The sequence below is a fragment of the Pedobacter sp. AJM genome (assembly GCF_002197755.1).
Classification (GTDB): Bacteria; Bacteroidota; Bacteroidia; order Sphingobacteriales; family Sphingobacteriaceae; genus Pedobacter.
This window is the reverse complement of record NZ_NHOT01000008.1, coordinates 72,844-92,299: the sequence shown is the minus strand read 5'-3', so window position 1 is coordinate 92,299 and position 19,456 is coordinate 72,844. Positions and strand designations below refer to the sequence as shown.

Annotated in this window: 4 protein-coding genes; 1 reads left to right on the top strand and 3 read right to left on the bottom strand. The window is 43.1% G+C overall.

Annotation, left to right across the window (positions count from 1 at the left end):
• Positions 1 to 57 precede the first annotated feature (57 nt).
• The 3 genes from CBW18_RS15545 to CBW18_RS15535 are packed head-to-tail and all read right to left on the bottom strand — an operon-like array spanning position 58 to position 16,630.
• On the bottom strand, positions 58 to 2,058 hold the full coding sequence (locus tag CBW18_RS15545; RefSeq protein WP_088302243.1) for an OmpA family protein: 2,001 nt from the start codon (positions 2,056 to 2,058) through the stop codon (positions 58 to 60).
• An 11-nt stretch (positions 2,059 to 2,069) separates the two neighbouring features.
• Positions 2,070 to 3,071 carry a PorP/SprF family type IX secretion system membrane protein gene (locus CBW18_RS15540; protein ID WP_253249058.1) on the bottom strand — a complete coding sequence of 334 codons (1,002 nt, stop codon included), beginning with the start codon at positions 3,069 to 3,071 and terminating at the stop codon, positions 2,070 to 2,072.
• A 41-nt stretch (positions 3,072 to 3,112) separates the two neighbouring features.
• Positions 3,113 to 16,630 (bottom strand): putative Ig domain-containing protein, encoded by a 13,518-nt coding sequence (locus CBW18_RS15535; protein WP_088302242.1) that lies wholly within the window; start codon positions 16,628 to 16,630, stop codon positions 3,113 to 3,115.
• 213 nt (positions 16,631 to 16,843) lie between these two features.
• Between CBW18_RS15535 and CBW18_RS15530 the strand changes: the two genes are divergently transcribed.
• The gene (locus tag CBW18_RS15530; protein ID WP_088302241.1) at positions 16,844 to 19,423 is read left to right on the top strand and encodes a hypothetical protein; all 2,580 of its coding nucleotides are present in this window, start codon (positions 16,844 to 16,846) and stop codon (positions 19,421 to 19,423) included.
• The last annotated feature ends 33 nt before the right edge of the window (positions 19,424 to 19,456 follow it).

Below are 19,456 nucleotides of genomic sequence, written 5' to 3'. Positions count from 1 at the left end.
AAAAAGCCACTTACATATCAATGAAAGTGGCCATCAACGGGTTAAATGAGATAGCGTTTATTTTTTAGTTACCTTGAACTCCGTTCTTCGGTTCTTGGCTCGTCCATCCGGGTTATCTTTCTTTCTTCTTCCCCGGCCGATTTCATTTGGTGCAATTGGCGTGGTTTCTCCATAACCTTTGGAAGTCATTCTGGTGGAGGAAATTCCTTTGCTCACCAAATAATCGACACAGGATTGTGCCCGTTTATTTGATAAATCAAGGTTGTATTCTTCTGTACCTACATTATCGGTATGCGATCCCAGTTCTATTTCCATTGCAGGGTTATCTTCCATCACCGGAATAAGGTAATCAAGTACCTTTTTAGATGGCTCCGTTAATGCTGAACTGTCAAATTCATAGTAGATATTTTCCAGCGCAATTGGAATACCGATTTTGAAAGGGCTCAGGCAATAATCCTTATTGATCAGGGTATCGGCTTTTGCCAATTCCTCATAAGGATAATTTTTTGTGATCGAAAAATAATCTTCCTTGACAAATGATAATTTTACCGGCCGCCTGGAATCTGCTTTAAAATGATATTTTCCATCGGCACCGGTTATTGCCTTTTGTGTTCCTTCTGCATTGGTAAAAATTACCGTTGCATTAGGCATAGGTAAACCCGTTTTACAATCGGTTAACAGACCACTTACTGAAATAAATTCCTTTTTAACTTCAAATACTTCCAAACAGCAGGACGATTCGCGATCCGAGCTGATGTATCCCCTCGTGCCATCAGCATCAATAGCAGTGAAATATAAATCGTCTTTTGATGAATTGAACGGATAACCCATATTTTTAGGTTCAGACCAGGAAATGAGGTCACCATCCGACTCAAAAAAATCTAACCCGCCTAATCCAATTCTGCCATCCGTACTGAAAATCAATTTTTTAGAGGAGGGATTATAATAAGGTGCGCGCTCGTCATCTTCTGTGTTAATGGTTGGACCCAGGTTAACCGGCTGCCCCAAAGATCCGTCGCTGCGAATGGCGCAGTACCACAGATCTAATTTGCCATAACCACCGGTACGATCGGATGAGAAAAGCAGAAAATGACCATCTTTGGTGACAAACGGCTGTAGTGAATTAAAATCCTTACTGTTTACTTCCAGGCCTACCGGTTGTGGATCTGACCATTTATTGTCATCTTTTCTGGAAGAATAAATGGAATACCGCTCCTTTTCTCTCCATGCCGTAAAATAAACTGTATTTCCATCAGGTGAAAAACTTGCCGCAGCAACTTCCATCTCTCTTGGTAAATTAATCCCCATCATTCTCACTGAAATTTCGCTGGATGACAACTCATTTTTAGTGGTATAAAGGGTATTCAAAAATGGATTGGCCTTGGTTGAAACCTGTACCTCACCTGTTTCGGTTTTTACCACGTCGCGCTTGCCTGCTACATTGATGGGCCTTGAGGAGGTAAAATAAAAATTTTGATTAATATTTACCGGAGCATAATTAGAGCCTAACCCATTAACGTTTGCAGGCATCTTTTTAACCTGAACCATCTTCGGGAACCGCATTTCTTCGATTGCAAATTTACAGGACGCAATTTCTTTATGCGCATCTTTAACCAAAATATCGTTGGGATTTTTGCTGATAAATGATTCAAAAGCTGCAATTGCCGGGTTGAACTTTTTGTTTGCCCTTAAGCTTTCTGCATAATAAAAAAGTGCTTTTCTATACCGGGTATTGGTAAAGGTAATGGCAATAGCATAATATTTCTCAGCCTCGGCAAATTCGCGGTACATCCGGCTTGATTCTGCCAAATTATAAATTGATCCTTCATAATCTTCAATCACTTTTTCATCTGATGTACCCTTGCGTTCTTTTCCATAAGGCAGAATGGCCTGAGTACTATCACCTGTAATTCTCAATGCCTTTTTATAAAAAGTAGATGCCGCATAATAATCCTTATTTTCAAAATAGGTATCTGCAACCCTTTTGTAATTTACAACATACTGCGCTTTAGCTAACCCCCCAACTGCCAATAATAAAAACAATAATATTTTTCTCATTTGATGATCAATTATAATCGTGGACAAAAGAAATTCGGACCAATAATACCATTGCGACCGATTAAAGAAATAGACAGCTCAATACCTCCGTTACTGTTGGATGCCCGGTTAAAGTTGGAAGTATTGACATCATAACTTAAGCCAAATACCATATTGCTGAGTTGTAAACCTACAAAGGCAATTGCGGCATCTTTAACACGGTAATTGCCTCCAAATAAGATATTGGAAGATTGACTTACATTAAGCTGGGCATAAGCGCCCAAGGATATTTCATTGGTATTTCCCTGGTACATCACCAAAGCGTTCGGCACAAGATCTAAAAAATCTGAAGCACGGATTCTGGCTCCACCGTGCCCGGTTAACCGAATCGGGATTCTGGATTCAGTTCCGGTAAAACGATCAATTGGCCGGGTTAAGTGTGCGGCACTGGCGCCAACAAAAACATTTACATTCTGATTGGGATTGCCATCAAAATACATCACACCAAAGTTAACATCAGGCACCAATGTGGATTGCGACTGAAAGGTTTCACCACTGACCATACCCCCATCATAACCCGTAATCGGATTGAACTGGTTACCAAATCTGGCTTGCGAATAATCGAAACTCCTGTTGATGATGCCAGCCTGCAAACCAAAATTGAGGGTTTGCAAACCTTCACGTCCAAATCTTAAACGATATGAACCCGATACCAGGGCGGTGAGGTAATTAAAATCAAGTTCACCCGCACGTTGATTCAGGATGGTACCGCCAAATGCAAAGTTTTTTCTGGGTGCCAGATCAAAGGATGCCCCACCGGTTAAAAAGGAACTGTTTAAAGCACCCCATTGCTGCTTAAAATTTACTGATGCACGGTAATCACCATCAATAACACCCGTTAGTGCAGGATTTAGCCAAAGGGGATATGCATAATATTGTGAAAAATGCGGATCAGTTTGTGCAAATAACCCGGAGGTACAGAGTAGCAAACTCAGCATTGCCAGCAATGATCTTAAAGACGATGGTATTTTCATGGTATTTAATTTTGTCTGTTTATATTTTATCCTGCTCATCATTATCTAATTAGCGTTACTGTTCCTTTTTTCATGGTGCTGGTGCCATCGGCAAAATCAGCCTCTACCATGTACACATATACACCAATCGGTTGGTTTATGCCTTTAAATGTTCCATCCCAACCATTAGCCATATTATCAGACTGGAAGATTAACTGTCCCCATTGCGTAAATACCGACATTCTGGCTGATGTGATGGTTGTTCCATAAATCAGGAAGGTATCATTCTTACCATCATTATTTGGCGTAAATGCATTTGGAATATAAATCTGGTTTCCAAGTGGGTTAGTGGCTCTCGCAGTTACCGGACTCGAATTCGCACTCGTTTGGCAAGCCAACTGACCTCTTGCCCTTACGATAATGGCAACGCTTTGATCTGGTTTTAAACCTGCAGCCAGATAACTCGTTCCGGCAGTGGCTTGCCAGGTTAAGCCGTTATCAGTAGAAATTTCATATCCCAATGCTCCATTTACAGCTAGCCAAGCGAAGGTTATACTATTTGGAGTAGTAGCTTGCACTATTACTGAAGGCGTAGCCAATACCGGAAGAACCGTTACCGTAACAGGCGTTCTCGTAGCACTGGCACAACCACCAGTTGCGATACTTTCTACATAAAAGATGGTGGTTGCACTGATATTCGGTGTGGTAAACGTAGGGCCTTCACCTAAAACATTTCCATTAACGCTTACATTGTACCATCTGTAAATGATACCCGGTACCGGATTATTTACAGTCAATATGGTATTACTGCCCGCGCAGATTATTCCATTAGCCGCAGTTGCTGATGCAGGTGCACCTGGCACTGGTAAGGCAACTACATTTACCGGAGTTCTTGAGGCCGAAATACATGATCCATTTGCTCCTTCCACATAATAGGTAACATTGGTGCTAATGCCTGGCGTGGTAAATGAAACACCCGTACCCGCAATTGTACCACCCGTTGCCGAAGTATACCAGTTGTAAACTGCACCTGCTTGCGGATTAGTTACCGTTAAAACGGCTGTATTCCCAATACACACATTTACATTGGCAGCGTTAACCGCCGGAACAGCTGGTTTTTGATTTACAGTTACTGTAACCCTCACCCTGCCGCCATTATTATTACAGCCTCCTGCATTTACTGCTGTTACATAATAATCAGTAGTAGTGGCTAAAGCTGGGGTGTTGTAAGTTGAGCCGGTGAATAATAGGTTTCCACCTGTAGCAGCACTATACCATTCGTAAGTAACACCAGTTTGCGCATTGCTGATGACCAGTTGTGTGGTCTCTCCGGAACAAATGCTTGTTCCGGTATTGGCAACCACCGGATTATCTGGTGCACTGTTTACCGTAACGGCTATGGCTAAACCATTACCCGAAGCATTCTCGCATTTATTATCGCCTTTCACACTTACATAATAAGTGGTATTGGCTGTTAAAACTGGTGTGGTAAACACATTGCCAACAAACACTGGTGAGGTTAATGTAGCATCACTATACCAGGTAAATACCGGATTGGTTACCGTACTCGTACTTGCGGTTAATACTGCAGCAACATTTCCACAAACAGACCTGTTTCCGCTTACGGCAACATCAGCCTGCACTGCCCGTGGGTTTACGTTAACCGTAATGGTCTTGGCATTTGCCGCTGAATTCTCACATTTATTGGTGCCTTTAACGGTTACATAATAAGTAGTGCTGGCTGTTAATGCTGGTGTATTAAAGATCGGACCGACAAAGGCAACACTGGTTAATGAAGCATCATTATACCAGGTAAATACCGGATTGGTTACCGTGGTTGAACTGGCATTAATGGTTGCTGTCCCTGAACCACAAATTATTGCAGGCGCAGATAAAGTAATATCTGATGCTGTTGCCGCTTCATTTACATTCACAGTAATTACCCTGGCAGTAGCAGCAGTACTTTCACATCTGTTGTCGCCTTTAACCGTCAGGTAATATCTTGTGGTTCCGTTTAATGATGGTGTGTTAAATGTTGCTCCAACAAAAGCTACTGATGTTAGCGTCGCATCTGTATACCAGGTAAATATTGGATTAGTTACCGTGGTGGTGCTTGCCACTAATGCCGCTGAAGTACCCTGGCAAATGCTTGCATCATTTGCGGAAACATCTGCCACACTTGCAATTGGCATAACCGTCAGTGCTACCGCTAAAGCACCTCCGGATGCATTTTCACATTTATTATCGCCCCTAACGGTTACATAATAAGTAGTATTGGCGTTTAATACCGGAGTAGTAAACACACTACCGGTAAATACTACTGATGTTAAGGCTGCATCACTGTACCAGGTAAATACCGGGTTGGTTACGGTAGTGCTGCTTGCGGTTAATACAGTGGCCACGCTTCCGCAAATTGATCTTGATCCATTCACGGTAATATCGGCTTGTACAGCCCGTGGATTAATGATTATGGTAACTGGTTTTGCTCCTGCCGCCGTATTTTCACACTTGTTGGTGCCTTTAACCGTTACATAGTATGTTGTGGTTGCGGTTAGGGTTGGTGTGTTAAAAATCGGACCGACAAAGGCAACACTGGTCAGTGAAGCATCGTTGTACCAGGTAAATACCGGATTAGCCACTGAGGTTGAACTGGCGTTAAGGATTGCAGTTCCTGAACCACATAGCACCGCTGGTGCAGATAGGACAATATCGGCCGCTGTTGCTGCTTCATTCACATTTACAGTAATTACCCTGGCGGTAGATGCTGAACTTTCACACCTGTTGTCGCCTTTAATGGTCAGGTAATATCGCGTGGTGGCCGTTAATACAGGGGTATTAAAGTTTGCACCTACAAAAGCGACAGTGGTGAGTGCTGCATCAGTGTACCAGGTAAATACCGGGTTGGTCACTGTTGTAGTACTTGCCACCAATGGTGCTGAACTACCCTGGCAAATACTTGCATCATTTGCAGCAACATCTGCTGTACCCGCCACTGGTGTAATGGTGATGGTTACCGGTTTACCTGTATTTGCAGCATTCTCACATTTGTTATCCCCGCGAACGGTTACATAATAGGTGGTTGTTGCAGTTAAAACTGGTGTGGTGAAAACACTGCCAATAAAATTGATATTGGTTAAGGCGGCATCACTGTACCAGGTAAATACCGGATTGGTTACCGTTGGAGAACTTGCTGTTAGGGTAGTACCTCCCCCGGCACAGGCATTGGTATTACCATTCACGATTATATCAGTTGTAGTAGCCAGCGGATTTACGGTTACCACAACTACCTTAGCATCAGCCGCGGTATTTTCACATTTATTGGCCCCTTTAACGGTAACATAATAGGTGGTAGTGGCGGTTAAGCCATTTACGGTAAAGGTTGGTCCTACAAATGCCACACTGGTTAAGGAGGCATCACTGTACCAGGTAAATACAGGCTGGGTTACGGTTAAACTCGAAGCCATTAGCATGGTGGTCGAACCGGCACAGATTTGCGTATTTGCCACGGTGATATCTGCTGCTGTAGCATATGGTTTTACCGTTACCGTAATCAGTTCAGCCGCATTTGCCGGATTCTCGCATTTATTATCACCTTTAACCGTTACATAATAACTGGTTGTATTGGTTAATACTGGTGTGGTAAATGAGGCACCAACATAAGCTACTGAAGTTAAAGCAGCATCACTGTACCAGGTGTAAACCGGGTTGGTTACGGTAGTGCTTGATGCCGATAGCTGAGTGGTTGAACCCTGACAAATTGAAGTGATTCCATTCAGGTTAATATCTGCAGCGGTAGCAAAAGGGTTTACCGTTATGGTTATTGCCCTGGCTGATGCGGCAGTGTTCTCACATCTGTTATCGCCTTTAACCGTTACATAATAAGTGGTAGAAGCGGTTAACACAGGCGTTGTAAATTGAGCTGTTGTATTTACCGGAATGGTTAAAGCCGCATCGCTATACCAGGTAAACACCGGATTAATTACGGTTGTACTGCTTGCTGATAAAGTAACCGTTGAACCTCCGCAAATAGATGTGGGCCCGGTCAGAATCAGATCGGAAGCTGTTGCTACCGGATTGGTGGTAATAGTTACTTCCTGCGCATTTCCTGGCGTATTGGCGCATTTATTATCACCCCTTACAGTTACATAATATTTGGTGATGCCCGTAATGGCTGGCGTAGTAAATACGGCCGAATTACTTACCACCTGCGTTAAAGCGGCATCACTATACCAGGTAAATACCGGATTTTGAACAGTTGTACTTGCAGCAGTTAAAGTTGTGGTAGCTGATGTACATAATGCTGTATTTCCTGTAACGGTGATATCAGATGCCAGGGCAACCGGAAGAACGGTGATAGTGGCTTTTGTTCTGGTTGGGTTGCTACAGCCATTTGCATTAACAGCTTCTACATAGTAATCATAAGTTCCGGCAGGTAAACTCGCAGACGTTACAAAACTACTGTTATTGGTCACCAACATATTGCCGTTTACAGCAGCATCATACCAGTTATAAGTGTTGCCCGCTACAGGAACAACGGTTAGCGTAGCTGATGAATTGATACAAGTACTTGCCGGATTGGTTGAAGAAAGCACTGGTGGCACAGGAGGAGCCAAAATGGTTACCGTAACTTTTACTTTAACGGTTTCGCAACCATTGGCACTGGCACTTACGGCATATTCGTAGGTACCTGCCGCCAATGCTGGATCAGTTACAAATGTTGTTCCATCCTTACCAGTTTGATATACGCCACCCAAATACCACTTATAAGTAATTCCGGGCTGAGGGTTTTGTACACTTAATGTAGCCGAAGCGCCCTGACAGGCGTTAACTATAGTCGAAGTTACAGCCGGAGCCAGAATACTTCTCTGTGCATAATCAAAATTCACAGCATTTAATGCCCCGAGTAATCCTGAGCCTAATCTCAATTCAACACCATCAAACCGATTGGCTGGCACAAAAGTAAGTATGGCAGAATTTCCTCCGTTCAGCAAACTCAAATTGATTAATGGATTGGAAATAGCAATGGCATCGTTATTTGAAACAGTACCCTGATAAGTTGTTAAGGTTAGGTTTGACAGTAACCCGACAGAAATCAGCTGACCTGGAGTGGTAATTTTTACCCTCAAGGTATCACCAACATTAGATAACCCTGGGAAACCCAACTGTTGGAATACAGATGAACCTAATAATCCAACCGGAATAACCAGACTTGATCCGGTATTAATATTACCATCAATGGCCTGAAGCGGATTAATGACACCTGCACCAATGGTTATTCCACCGGCTACACCATTGGTTTGGGTAGTTGCTGCCCCACAAGGTGTTGGTATAGGAGTTCCATTCGGAATCACCGTAACCACAACCGCTGTTCTGGTTGAGGTACATCCGCCAGGGATGGTTGCTTCTACATAAAAAGTAGCATTGCTTGATAACGGGTCGGTTACATAATTGGTTCCGGTAAAGATGGGCGTAGTTGCTGTTGCGCTGGTGTACCAGTTAATCGTTGCGCCTGCAGTACTTGATGTTGCCGTTAAGGAAGCAACAGAATTTTCTGAAATGGTAATTGCAGATGGCGTAACTACCGGCGCATCAATATTACCTATAGTAATGGTTGCCGTTGTTCTGGCAGATGCAGCACCGCAACTGTTCACGGCCTCTACAGTATAGCTGGTATTAGTGTTTACATTCGCCACGGTGAAAGTTGTACCATCTAAACCTGCCTGATAAATGTTTGCAGCATCATACCATTTATAAATAGTTCCTGCAACCGGATTTTTTACCTGGAATACCACGGTTGTATTTAAGCAAGCCGTAACATCAGGATCCAATAATTCTGGTACCACGGGAGCTGGATTAACAGTAACGTTTACCACCGTTCTGGCACTTACACAACCTGATGCCGATACCGCAGCTACAAAAAACCGGGTATCACCAGTTAATACAGGCGAGGTAAAAATGATCCCGTCTTTACCCGTTAAATAAGTTCCTGCAGCATCATACCACCTGTAAGTTAAGCTTGATGATGGATTATTAACCACCAGCTGCGTAGTCTGACCCGCACAAGCAGTAACATTTGGTGAAACCACTGCCGGTGCCACCAGAATACGCTGGGCATAATTAAAGTTAATGGAAGTCAGTACACCCAAAGCACCACCATTCAACCGTACTTCTACGGCATCAAAGCTCGTAGCAGGTACAAATGTTACCAATGCTTGTGTATCACCATTTAATAACTGAACATTTAAAAGGTTGTTGTTTAGGAATCTTGAATCGCCGTTACTGTTGGTTCCAAGGTAACTCGTGATTTGCGCATTACCCAATAAGCTGAGTGAAAGCAGCCTGCCTGGTGAGGAAACCAAAACCCGTACCGTATCACCGGCGTTGGAAACGGTACCAAAACTTGCTCTCTGGTAAACCGAAGCGCCTAATGCACCCACTGGCAATACCAGTGATGAGGCTGTTTCGGTATCGTTATCAATCGCCAATGCCGGATTAAATACGCCTGCCAGTAAGGCTACACCGGTAACACCATTGGTTTGGGCAATCGCAGCTTCGCAGGGAACTGGATTAGCTGTATTGTTACCATCAACAGTAATGGTTACCTGCACCCTGCCGGCAGATGTACATCCATTAGCCGAAACTGTTTCCACAAAATAACTGGTGGTGGCGGTTAACGGCGGTGTAACATAAGTAGCACCTGTATAAATTGGTGTAGTTGCATTTGCAGCATTGTACCAGTTAAAGGTAACCGCAGGATCTGTAGACGTTGCCGTTAAAATAACGGTTTGACCGGATGTAATTGTCGATGCACTTGCCGTAACAACAGGTAGCACCGGACGAGGATTCACTGTTACTGAAACAGTTGCACGGGTTGCACTTACGCAGCTACCCTGAGCCGCCTCTACATAATAAGTTGTATTTGAATTTAATGCTGGTGTAGTTACCACTTCACCGGTAAATAATAAATTACCTCCAGCCGAAGCGTCGTACCAATTATAGGTAACGCCAGGAACCGGATTGTTAACCGATAAAGTAGCAGGATTACCTGCACAGTAGGTGGCTGCTGCCGCTGTTACTGGTGTAGCCAGTGCAGGTGTAACAGTTACCGTAACCGGAATGCGTAATGTATTTGGACAAGAACCTTTTGATACTTGTATATAGTAAGTAGTGGTTGCTGTTAAAGCCGGTGTGGTAAACGTTCCGCCAACAGCCAGCTGGGTACCACCGGATGGTGCATTATACCAGGCTAGCGTGGTACCTGCATTAGCCGTAGCCGCAAGTGTAGCGGTACTACCGGCACAAATCGTTTGTGCACCAGCGGTAATGGTTGGACTAGGGTATACTATTGTTGCACCGAAAATATCTAAACTGGTTACGGCAGAAACCAAAGCACCAATTCGAACTTCAACCCGGTCAAATGCACCACCCGCAGCTAATGTTGCAGCAAAGCGGCTTCCACTTAATAACTGAAGATTTAATAAGGAAGAACCCAATTGAACTGTTCTGACAACCGTTGTTCCGTTCAGGATATTCACCGTTACATTATTCAATAACTGAAGATCCAATAATCCACCTGGCAAAGCCAGATCTAATCGTACGCTATCGGTAGCAGAACCAGCTGTTGGAAAAATTAATTGTTGATATCCTGTTGAAGCTACGCCGGCACCCAGGGTAATCCGGGTAGAATTTGTCGCATCAGCATCTGTTGAATTACCGGCACCCGTAATACCACACAACAGGCAGATACCCGTAATGCCACTGTTCTGGCTGTTCGCTGCATTACAAGCCGTACCTGTACCACTTGGGATGACTGTAACCGTCACCGGAACACGACTTGCACTTACACAGCCTGCGGCGTTAGTGGTTTCAACATAATAGATAGTAGTAGCGCTTAAAACAGGGGTAATGAAAGAAGTTCCGGTGCCTACCTGTGTACCACCTGTTGGTGCATCAAACCAGGCAATGGTATTTCCCGCATCAGCAGTGGCCAGTAAAGTAGTAGATTGTCCGGCATTAATTACCTGACTATTGGTTGTTACAGTGGCTAAAGTTGCAGGCGGATTAACATCAACAGTTACAGCTGTACGCGGGCTAATTGCTGTGCCGGATACCGCTTCCACATAAAATACAGTTTGAGCAGTAATAGCAGGGGTAGTAAATGTACCTGTAGTATTGGTCGCCAGTGGCGCACTTCCTGTAGAAGCATATAAATTATAGGTCACACCAGACAGCAAATTGCTAACCGTTAAAGTTGCAGGTGAACCTACACAGACGGTAGCAGCAGCTACAGCTGGCGCATTTATGGTGACCGTTAAGCCATAACCGGTAGTCGCCTTATTGCCGTTTGCATCAGTTGCCGTTAAGGAAATGGTAAATGTACCACCCACCGTTGGCGTGCCTGTAATTTCTCTTGTTGTCGTATTAAATGACAATCCTGCCGGAAGATTGGCGGCCAAATAAGTGTATGGTCCGGTTCCACCCGTAACAGCAGGTAAGGTTACTGTCGGATAGCTATTGCCAACTACCCCATTTGGCAGGGTTGCAGTTGGTAAGTTTAATGCACCGATTACGGTGATGCCATAATTATTGGTTGCAGTTCTGTTCTGGCTATCTGTAACCGTTACCGAAACAACATAATTACCGGCCTGAGTTGGCGTACCCGTAACGTTTCTGGTTACCGGATCAAATGATAAGCCTGGAGGAAGATTAATAGCTACATAACTGTATGGCCCCACTCCACCAGTAGCTGGCGGAATATTCTGAACCGGATAAGCTACATTTTCAGTTCCATCAGCCAGGCTGGCCGGTGGCAATACCAACGGATCCAGGATTGAAATGCTGTAATTGGTCGTGGCGGTTTTTCCCGTTGCATCTGTTACCGTTACAGGTATACTAAAAATACCGGATTCGCCAGGCGTACCCGTAATTTCCCTTGAAGCAGGGTTAAAAGTTAAGCCCAATGGAAGGCCCGTAGCTGAATAGGTGTATGGTGTTGTTCCACCAGTTGCTGATGGAATAGCCTGCGTAGGATAAACAGTTCCCTTAACTCCACTGGCTAAAGTTGCAGGAGGTAAAACCAGCGGATCTGTAACTTTTATCGAGTAATTAGCCGTAATGGTATTTCCATTGGCATCGGTTACCGTAACCGGAATAGTAAAGGTGCCGGTTTGCGTAGGTATGCCTGTAATTTCTCTTGTTGTCGGGTCAAAAGTCAATCCCGGAGGAAGACTATTGGCCGTATAAGTATAAGGGCCAGTTCCACCTGTAGCAGCCGGAATGGTTTGAGGAACATAGGTTGTTCCGGTGACTCCATCAGCCAATACCAGAGGTGCCAGCGCTATTGCCGGAGTTACAGTTAAATTAAAAGTAGCCGTTACACTGCAGTTTTTTGTATCCGTAACCACCACAGAAAATGTTGGTGTTCCTGTTGCGGTTGGCGTACCACTGATTAGACCAGTTGATGATAAAGTTAAACCGGCAGGCAAAGTATTTCCCGCTGCCAGGGCATAGGTAAAACCTGGTGTACCACCGCTTGCCACCGGAAGTTGCCTGTTATATGGTGAAGCAATAGTTGCGTTTGTTAAGGTTGTACCCGAAAATATAATCGGCGGATTTACCGTCACCACTACCGGAATACGTGTAGTATTAGCACAATTTGCGCGGTTTACCTGGATATAATAAGTAGTAGTGTTAGCAATGGCTGGCGTAGTAAAAGTTTCGCCGGCACCAAGCTGTGTTCCGCCAATAGCGGAATCAAACCAGGTAAGTGTTGTACCTCCATTTGCTGTTGCCGCTAAAGTAGCGGTGCCACCGGCACAAATAGACTGGGCACCTGCTGTTATAGTTGGATTTGGATAGATCACTGTGGCACCGTAAACATCTAAGCTGCTCAAGGCAGAAACCAAAGCACCGAAGCTTACCTGAACACGGTCGTAAACCCCACCTGCCTGCACAGTAGCGGTAAATCTGTTTCCACCTAATAAAGTAAGATTCAATAAACTTCCATTGATTTGAACGGTTCTGACAACGGTAGTTCCGTTTAATACACTTATTGTAATATTATTTAAAACATTAACATCTGCCAGTCCTCCCGGTAATCCTAAATCTAAACGGATACTATCTGTTGCAATGCCTGCAGCAGGAAAAATCAATTGCTGATAACCTGTAGCACCGGCACCAACAGCCAGCGAAATCCGGGTAAAATTACTTGCATCGGCATCGGTAGAGTTGCCGGCACCATTCACGGCACACAGCAAACAAATGCCATTGATACCTGTATTCTGACTGCTGGCGGTATTACATGCCGTATTGCCTCCGCCAACAATTACAGTAACGGTTACCGGAACCCGGGATACACTTACGCAACCCGCAGCACTGGTTGTTTGCACATAATAAGTTGTGCTGGCCTGTAATGCCGGCGTGGTAAATGAACCACCAATTCCAACCTGATTTCCGCCCGTAGCCGCATCATACCAGGTAATGGTATTTCCGGCATCAGCAGTAGCTGAAAGGGTAGCCGTTTGCCCTGCATTAATAACCAGACTGCTTGTGGTTACCGTAGCCAATGTAGCAGGCGGATTTACCGAGACCGTAACAGCAGTTCTGGCACTTACTGCCGAACCAGAGAAGGCTTCCACAAAAAAAGTAGTTTGAGCGGTAACTGCCGGAGTGGTAAAAACACCTGAAGTACTGGTCTGTAAAACTGAATTTCCTGCCGGACCATATAACCGGTAAGAAACATTTGGCAATACATTACTAACCGTTAATGAAGCAACCGAACCCGAGCAAACCGTTGTAGATGCCACCACCGGCGCATTTACATCTACCGTAATACTGTAAGATGTGGTGGCCTTATTGTTATTGGCATCTGTTGCCGTAACCTGTACGTTAAATACTCCTCCCTGTGTGGGTGTGCCCGAAATTACTCTTGTTGAAGGATCAAAGTTTAAACCCTGAGGAAGATTAACAGCCGCATAGGTATAAGGCCCCGTTCCACCACTTACAGCAGGGATGGTTTGAGCCGGATAACCCGTTCCGACAATGCCGTTTGGTAAAGTAGAGGATGGTAAAGTCAGTGTTCCAACAACCCTGATGCTATAGTTGCCCGTAGCCGTTCTGCCTTCACTATCTGTTGCAGTTATGGAGATAGCATAATTACCTGCCTGAGTTGGTGTACCGCTTAATTGTCTGGTTAACGGATTATAGCTTAAACCAGCCGGAAGGTTACCGGCCAGATAAGTATAGGATCCTACACCGCCGGTTGCTGCCGGAAGCGTCTGAACCGCATAAGCCACATTTTCAGTACCATCAGCAAGCGTTGCAGAAGGCAATAACAAAGGGTTAATTACCGTAAGCGCATAATTTGTAGTCACTGTTTTTCCATCTACATCTGTGGCCGTTACCGCAACGGTGAATGGACCGGCAACAGTTGGGGTACCGGTAATGGCCCGGGTAACCGGATTGAAAGTTAAGCCGGCAGGTAAACCAGTTGCAGTATAGCTATAAGGTGTAGTACCTCCTGTTGCCGACGGAATAAATTGTGGTGTATAAACCGTACCTGTTGTGCCAACGGCTAAGGTTGCAGCAGGTAACAGGAACGGATTTGTAATTTTAACCGTATAATTTGCGGTGATGGTATTTCCATTGGCATCAGTGGCAGTTACCGGAATGGTATAAACACCCGGTGTAGTTGGCGTTCCTGTAATTTCCCTTGTTGCGGGATTAAAAGTTAAGCCTGCAGGAAGCGGATTCACAACGGCATAGGTATAAGGCCCTGTACCTCCTGCTGCCGCAGGAATGGTTTGTGTTGGATATGTTGTACCTGTAATTCCCTCTGGCAAAGCAGCGGCAGTTAACGTCAGTGCGGTAGTTACAGTGAGCGTATATGGCACCGTTACATTACAGCCCTTCGCATCAGTGGCGACAATGGAAAAATTATAAACGTTCGGAACCGTAGGTGTACCGGTAATATTACCTGATGGTGAAAGTGTTAATCCCACTGGCAATGTACTTCCTGCGGCTAAAGCATAAGTAAAACCAGGTGTACCACCAGTTGCCGGATTGATCTGTTTGCTGTAAGCAGACTGGCTGGTTGCATTTGTTAAAGTTGCACCTGCAAAACTGATCTGTGGATCTACAGTAACCACCACCGGAACCCTTGTTGATTCGGTGGTACAGTTCAGGCGGCGGGCAGCTACATAGTACGTTTTATTCGCGGTTAAAGCGGGTGTGGTAAACGCTGCATTAAATGCTACCGTAGCCAATGGTGATCCACCTTCAACAGCCTCATACCAGATCAATTCATTTGCACTGTTTGTAGTTGCGGTTAATACTGCCGGAACATTGTAACATGCCGCTACCGCATTACTGGCAGGAGCCGTAAAAGTTGGCCGGCCTGCAGAACGGGTTAAACCATACACGTCAATTGACTGTGTTAAATTTGCATTTAAAAGAGAAGATAGGGTGACCTTTACCCTGTCGAAGGGCCGCCCGGGCGAAAACGGAAGGTTAACTATTGATCCGCTGTTCAGGAGGGTAAGCAATTCCAGGTTTAATAAACTCGGATTTAAAGCTTGTGTATAAACTTCTTCATTCCCATTGTAGGCCGTAACCCTGATATTATTTAAAAGGCCGAGGTTTAACAGCGCAGTAGACGTTTTGAATCTTAAATTAAAGTCATCAGTAGCGTTGGAAGGTGTGGTAAAATAAAAAATCTGACTGGCTGTTCCACCTACAGCAGCAACGCCCAAACTGATCTGCGAAAAGTTGGTCTGGTCAGCATCAATTGCCCGGTCGCTGTTAATCACACCTGAATTGCCAAGGCGCAATGCATCCAGGGAAATTCCAGTCCCTTCGAAACTGGTTAAAAATGCCTGTGCACAAGGATCAGTTCCTGAGGTATGAAATGCATAATAAACTTTAGTTGTATTATTTGTGCCCAACAAAGCGGCATTGGTAATGTCTCTGATCAATACACGGTCATAAATCTGGTTTGGTGTAATGGCTACATAAAACCTGCCCAAACCATCTTTAACCAGGCGAAGGTTGCTGTTGGTAAACTGTCCACTGCTGGCTCCATCAGTTACAATTGTACCTGCCGCATTTTTTGCCGCCACATAAAAACTATGATTGCCTAAAACAACGTTCCCTAAAACATTGGCCAGTAAACCGCCTAAATTACCACCCAGCAAGGCATTCAACAGATCAGGATCAGAATCTATTCTAATGTAAGTGGTCGTATTGGCCGGAATGTTAGATGGAAATTTCAACTCCATTTCACCACTGTAAGCCAGAATATTTAAAGCTATACCACCTGATGACTTCACCGTTGCAAAAGTATTATCATCAGGAGTAATCGCATTCGCCGCATTATCTACGGTAGTAACCGAACAGGGGCTTAAACCTAAAGCGCCACACCCTGTAAGGCTTGTGGCATTAGCTGATGTTGTGACTGAACTAGCATAAATTTTACTTTGCCCATAAGATTTGGAATAAAGCAGCGTTATTATAACGATGAATGCAAATGTTAACACATGTCGTGTTATCCTGCTTACAGATAGATAGGTAAAAATTTTCATCATTTCAGGCGTTATTTAGTTTGATTCCTTCGGGTGATCCTTCGGAAATGTTAGTGACAAATCTACATTCGTGACTTTAACCTGACTTATCCATTTCTATTCATTGTTTCAATAAGCTATCCTATTCATTTTATTCATAAGCGTTATTGTTACCTAATTCATTTCTCCTATTGTTAAAATTTGATGACATTAGCAAAGTCATCATCTCTATAATTAATGAACTCGAACGAACTCCTCATTGAACTCAGGAAGTTTGTACTTACAAAATCAGGATTGCGAAATATTGATCCGGCACATTGTAAAGTAATTTCTGAGTATGTATTTCAGGAAACTAAAAACTACGTTAGTGAAACCACTATCAAACGTTTCTTTGGTTTTGCCAATACGCTGCATAAATTTTCGCTGTTCACTTTAAACAGCTTATCGCAATATATCGGGTATGCAGACTGGGACGCTTTTACGAAAGATAAAAGAGATAACCTTACAGCTGACCAGAGTTTATGGCAAACCTTAAAACTAAAGGCTAAAGCCATTACAGACTCATCCCTGGTTAACAAGAAAAATAATTCTGGCGTACCGTTTGAGTTTACGGCAAAAAGAAGTTTCTATTACCCGGATTTTGATTACTTTCTAAAAAACAATTATCAGTTTGCCACCATCAGTGCCCAGCCTGGTCATGGCAAATCTATCCTGGTTGCCCATCTGGTAGAGCAGTTTTTCCATGCTGACCATGCACTATATAAAAATGATATTGTTTTAATGATTAATTCCTATGCTATCATGACCACCATTCAGGCGGGATTAACATTAAAGGAATGGTTTTTAAAAGAATTCAATTTCGCCAGTGTGAGTGATTTAGTCACTTATTTTAAAAATAACCCCAACCTGAAAGAAGGCCGATTTATTATTATCATTGACGGCATCGATGATTACATTGCAAACAGCAACCGGTTTAAGTTATTTGTAGATTTTCTGTACAGCATTGAAGAGAATAACTTCTTAAAAACGGTCATCAGTTTACGTACCCACACCTGGATAAACCTGCAGCCTGTTTTAACCGGATCGGCATTTTTAACCAAATCATGGTATACCGGCGTATATTATGATGAAGATACGTTATGCAACGTTCCACCGCTTAATAACAATGAAATTTTACATACACTCAGTCATATTGAGAAAAAGCAGGTTACCATAGATGATATTAGCCAGCCATTAATCACACAATTCAAAACCCCTTTCTGGCTACAGGTATATTTTAAGCTTTCCAATGAGATTAAAACACTGGAACTTGAAGATCCGTTGCTATGCTACGAGCTGATCAATTATTTTCTGGAGAAAAAAATATTTTTAGCTAAAAAAAGTACCGAAAAAATATTTCTGCTAAAAAAAATAACCGAGCATATTTCCATAGGGAACAAAGGTTTAAGAGTAGCTAAAGAAAACGTACTGAGCTATATTGACAGCTATCCTGAAGCCTATGAAGAATTATTGTATACCGGTATCTTAATTGAAGAAAAGAGGTTAAGCACGGTTGTACCTACAGAAATCGTTCGTTTTTTAAATAATGATATCTATACGTATTTCGTATTTATCCAGATTACCGAAACTTTCAAATACCGGTCGAGCAAAGCGTTTTTTGAACATATATTACAACACTTTTTGCCTAAAACCCCCTTAAGAAACAATATTTTAAATTGGGCGGTCAGATTTTGTGTAATCAGAAATGAGATTTCCGAACTCAAAAATATCTTAACACTTCCCTTTACTAATGAAGAAAAAAACAAAGCCTTTGATTTCATTTGCAGTGTTGCAAAATATGAACTGAGCAAGCCAAGTGCCATGTTCAATAAACAGAGCATTGGCGAAGATTTTATCAGTTTGCTGGCTTCAGGCAGAACCATGAGCAGGTTATACAAGGAGACGGTTAAACATATTTCTGATAATGTATTAAATGAGGATGTGCAAATTATGTTGCACGTTATAGAATGCAATATCTTATTAATTGATATCGATAAAGCCTCATTGGTGAATACCATGCAGTTGTTAAAGCGAAAATATAAAAGGCTGAATGAACTTTTCCCTATTAACCCTTACGACCTGATTTTATATTTTTATAACAACCTGATTAACAAACCAAATGAAGGGCGGGCAATTGAAGATAAAATTATTAAGCTTTGCCATCAGATTGACCGCACACATCCATTAAAGAATGAAGCACTTACCACGGCAGAAATTCTTTCCTACCGGCTGGTGTTGATTACATTGTTTGCACAGAAAAACTATGCAGAATGCCACCGTTTCATTATGGCTATCCTGAATAAATACCCCAATATTTTTCATATCAGGAATTCTGTATTTTCACCATTCCTGCTCATTCACTTGGGCCATACTTATCTAAAACTGAATTATTACAAGAAAGCACAAAGGATCGTTAATTTTGTAGATAAAATTATCAGGAGCGAATACACCTACTACACACCGTTTATTTCAGTTGGTTTTTTTGTTTTTAAAGCCAGCTTTTATAATTGTATTCACCACTATGAACAGGCAATTGTGGAATGCGATGAGGGCTTAAAAATAGCACAAAAATCCGATTTCAAAACGATGGAGGTAACCCTTTACCTGTTAAAAATAGACGCCCTTAAACACGGTGAAGAATCAGAAGAAGTATCAAACGTCATTAAGCAGCTGTTAAACTTTTTATCACGACATAAAATTTCCATGCCGGATTATACAAACTTAAATGGTGGAGATTTTGAACAAACCTTCAAAGTATTAAAATCATACCGTGAATAAAAAAAGCCTGTTGATGGTGATCAACAGGCCTGG

Excerpts from the sequence above, each read along its gene's own strand:
- CBW18_RS15540 (WP_253249058.1), bottom strand. The coding sequence starts at position 3,071 with ATGAAAATACCATCGTCTTTAAGATCATTGCTGGCAATGCTGAGTTTG.
- CBW18_RS15530 (WP_088302241.1), top strand. The coding sequence starts at position 16,844 with ATGAACTCGAACGAACTCCTCATTGAACTCAGGAAGTTTGTACTTACA.
- CBW18_RS15535 (WP_088302242.1), bottom strand. The coding sequence starts at position 16,630 with ATGATGAAAATTTTTACCTATCTATCTGTAAGCAGGATAACACGACAT.
- CBW18_RS15545 (WP_088302243.1), bottom strand. The coding sequence starts at position 2,058 with ATGAGAAAAATATTATTGTTTTTATTATTGGCAGTTGGGGGGTTAGCT.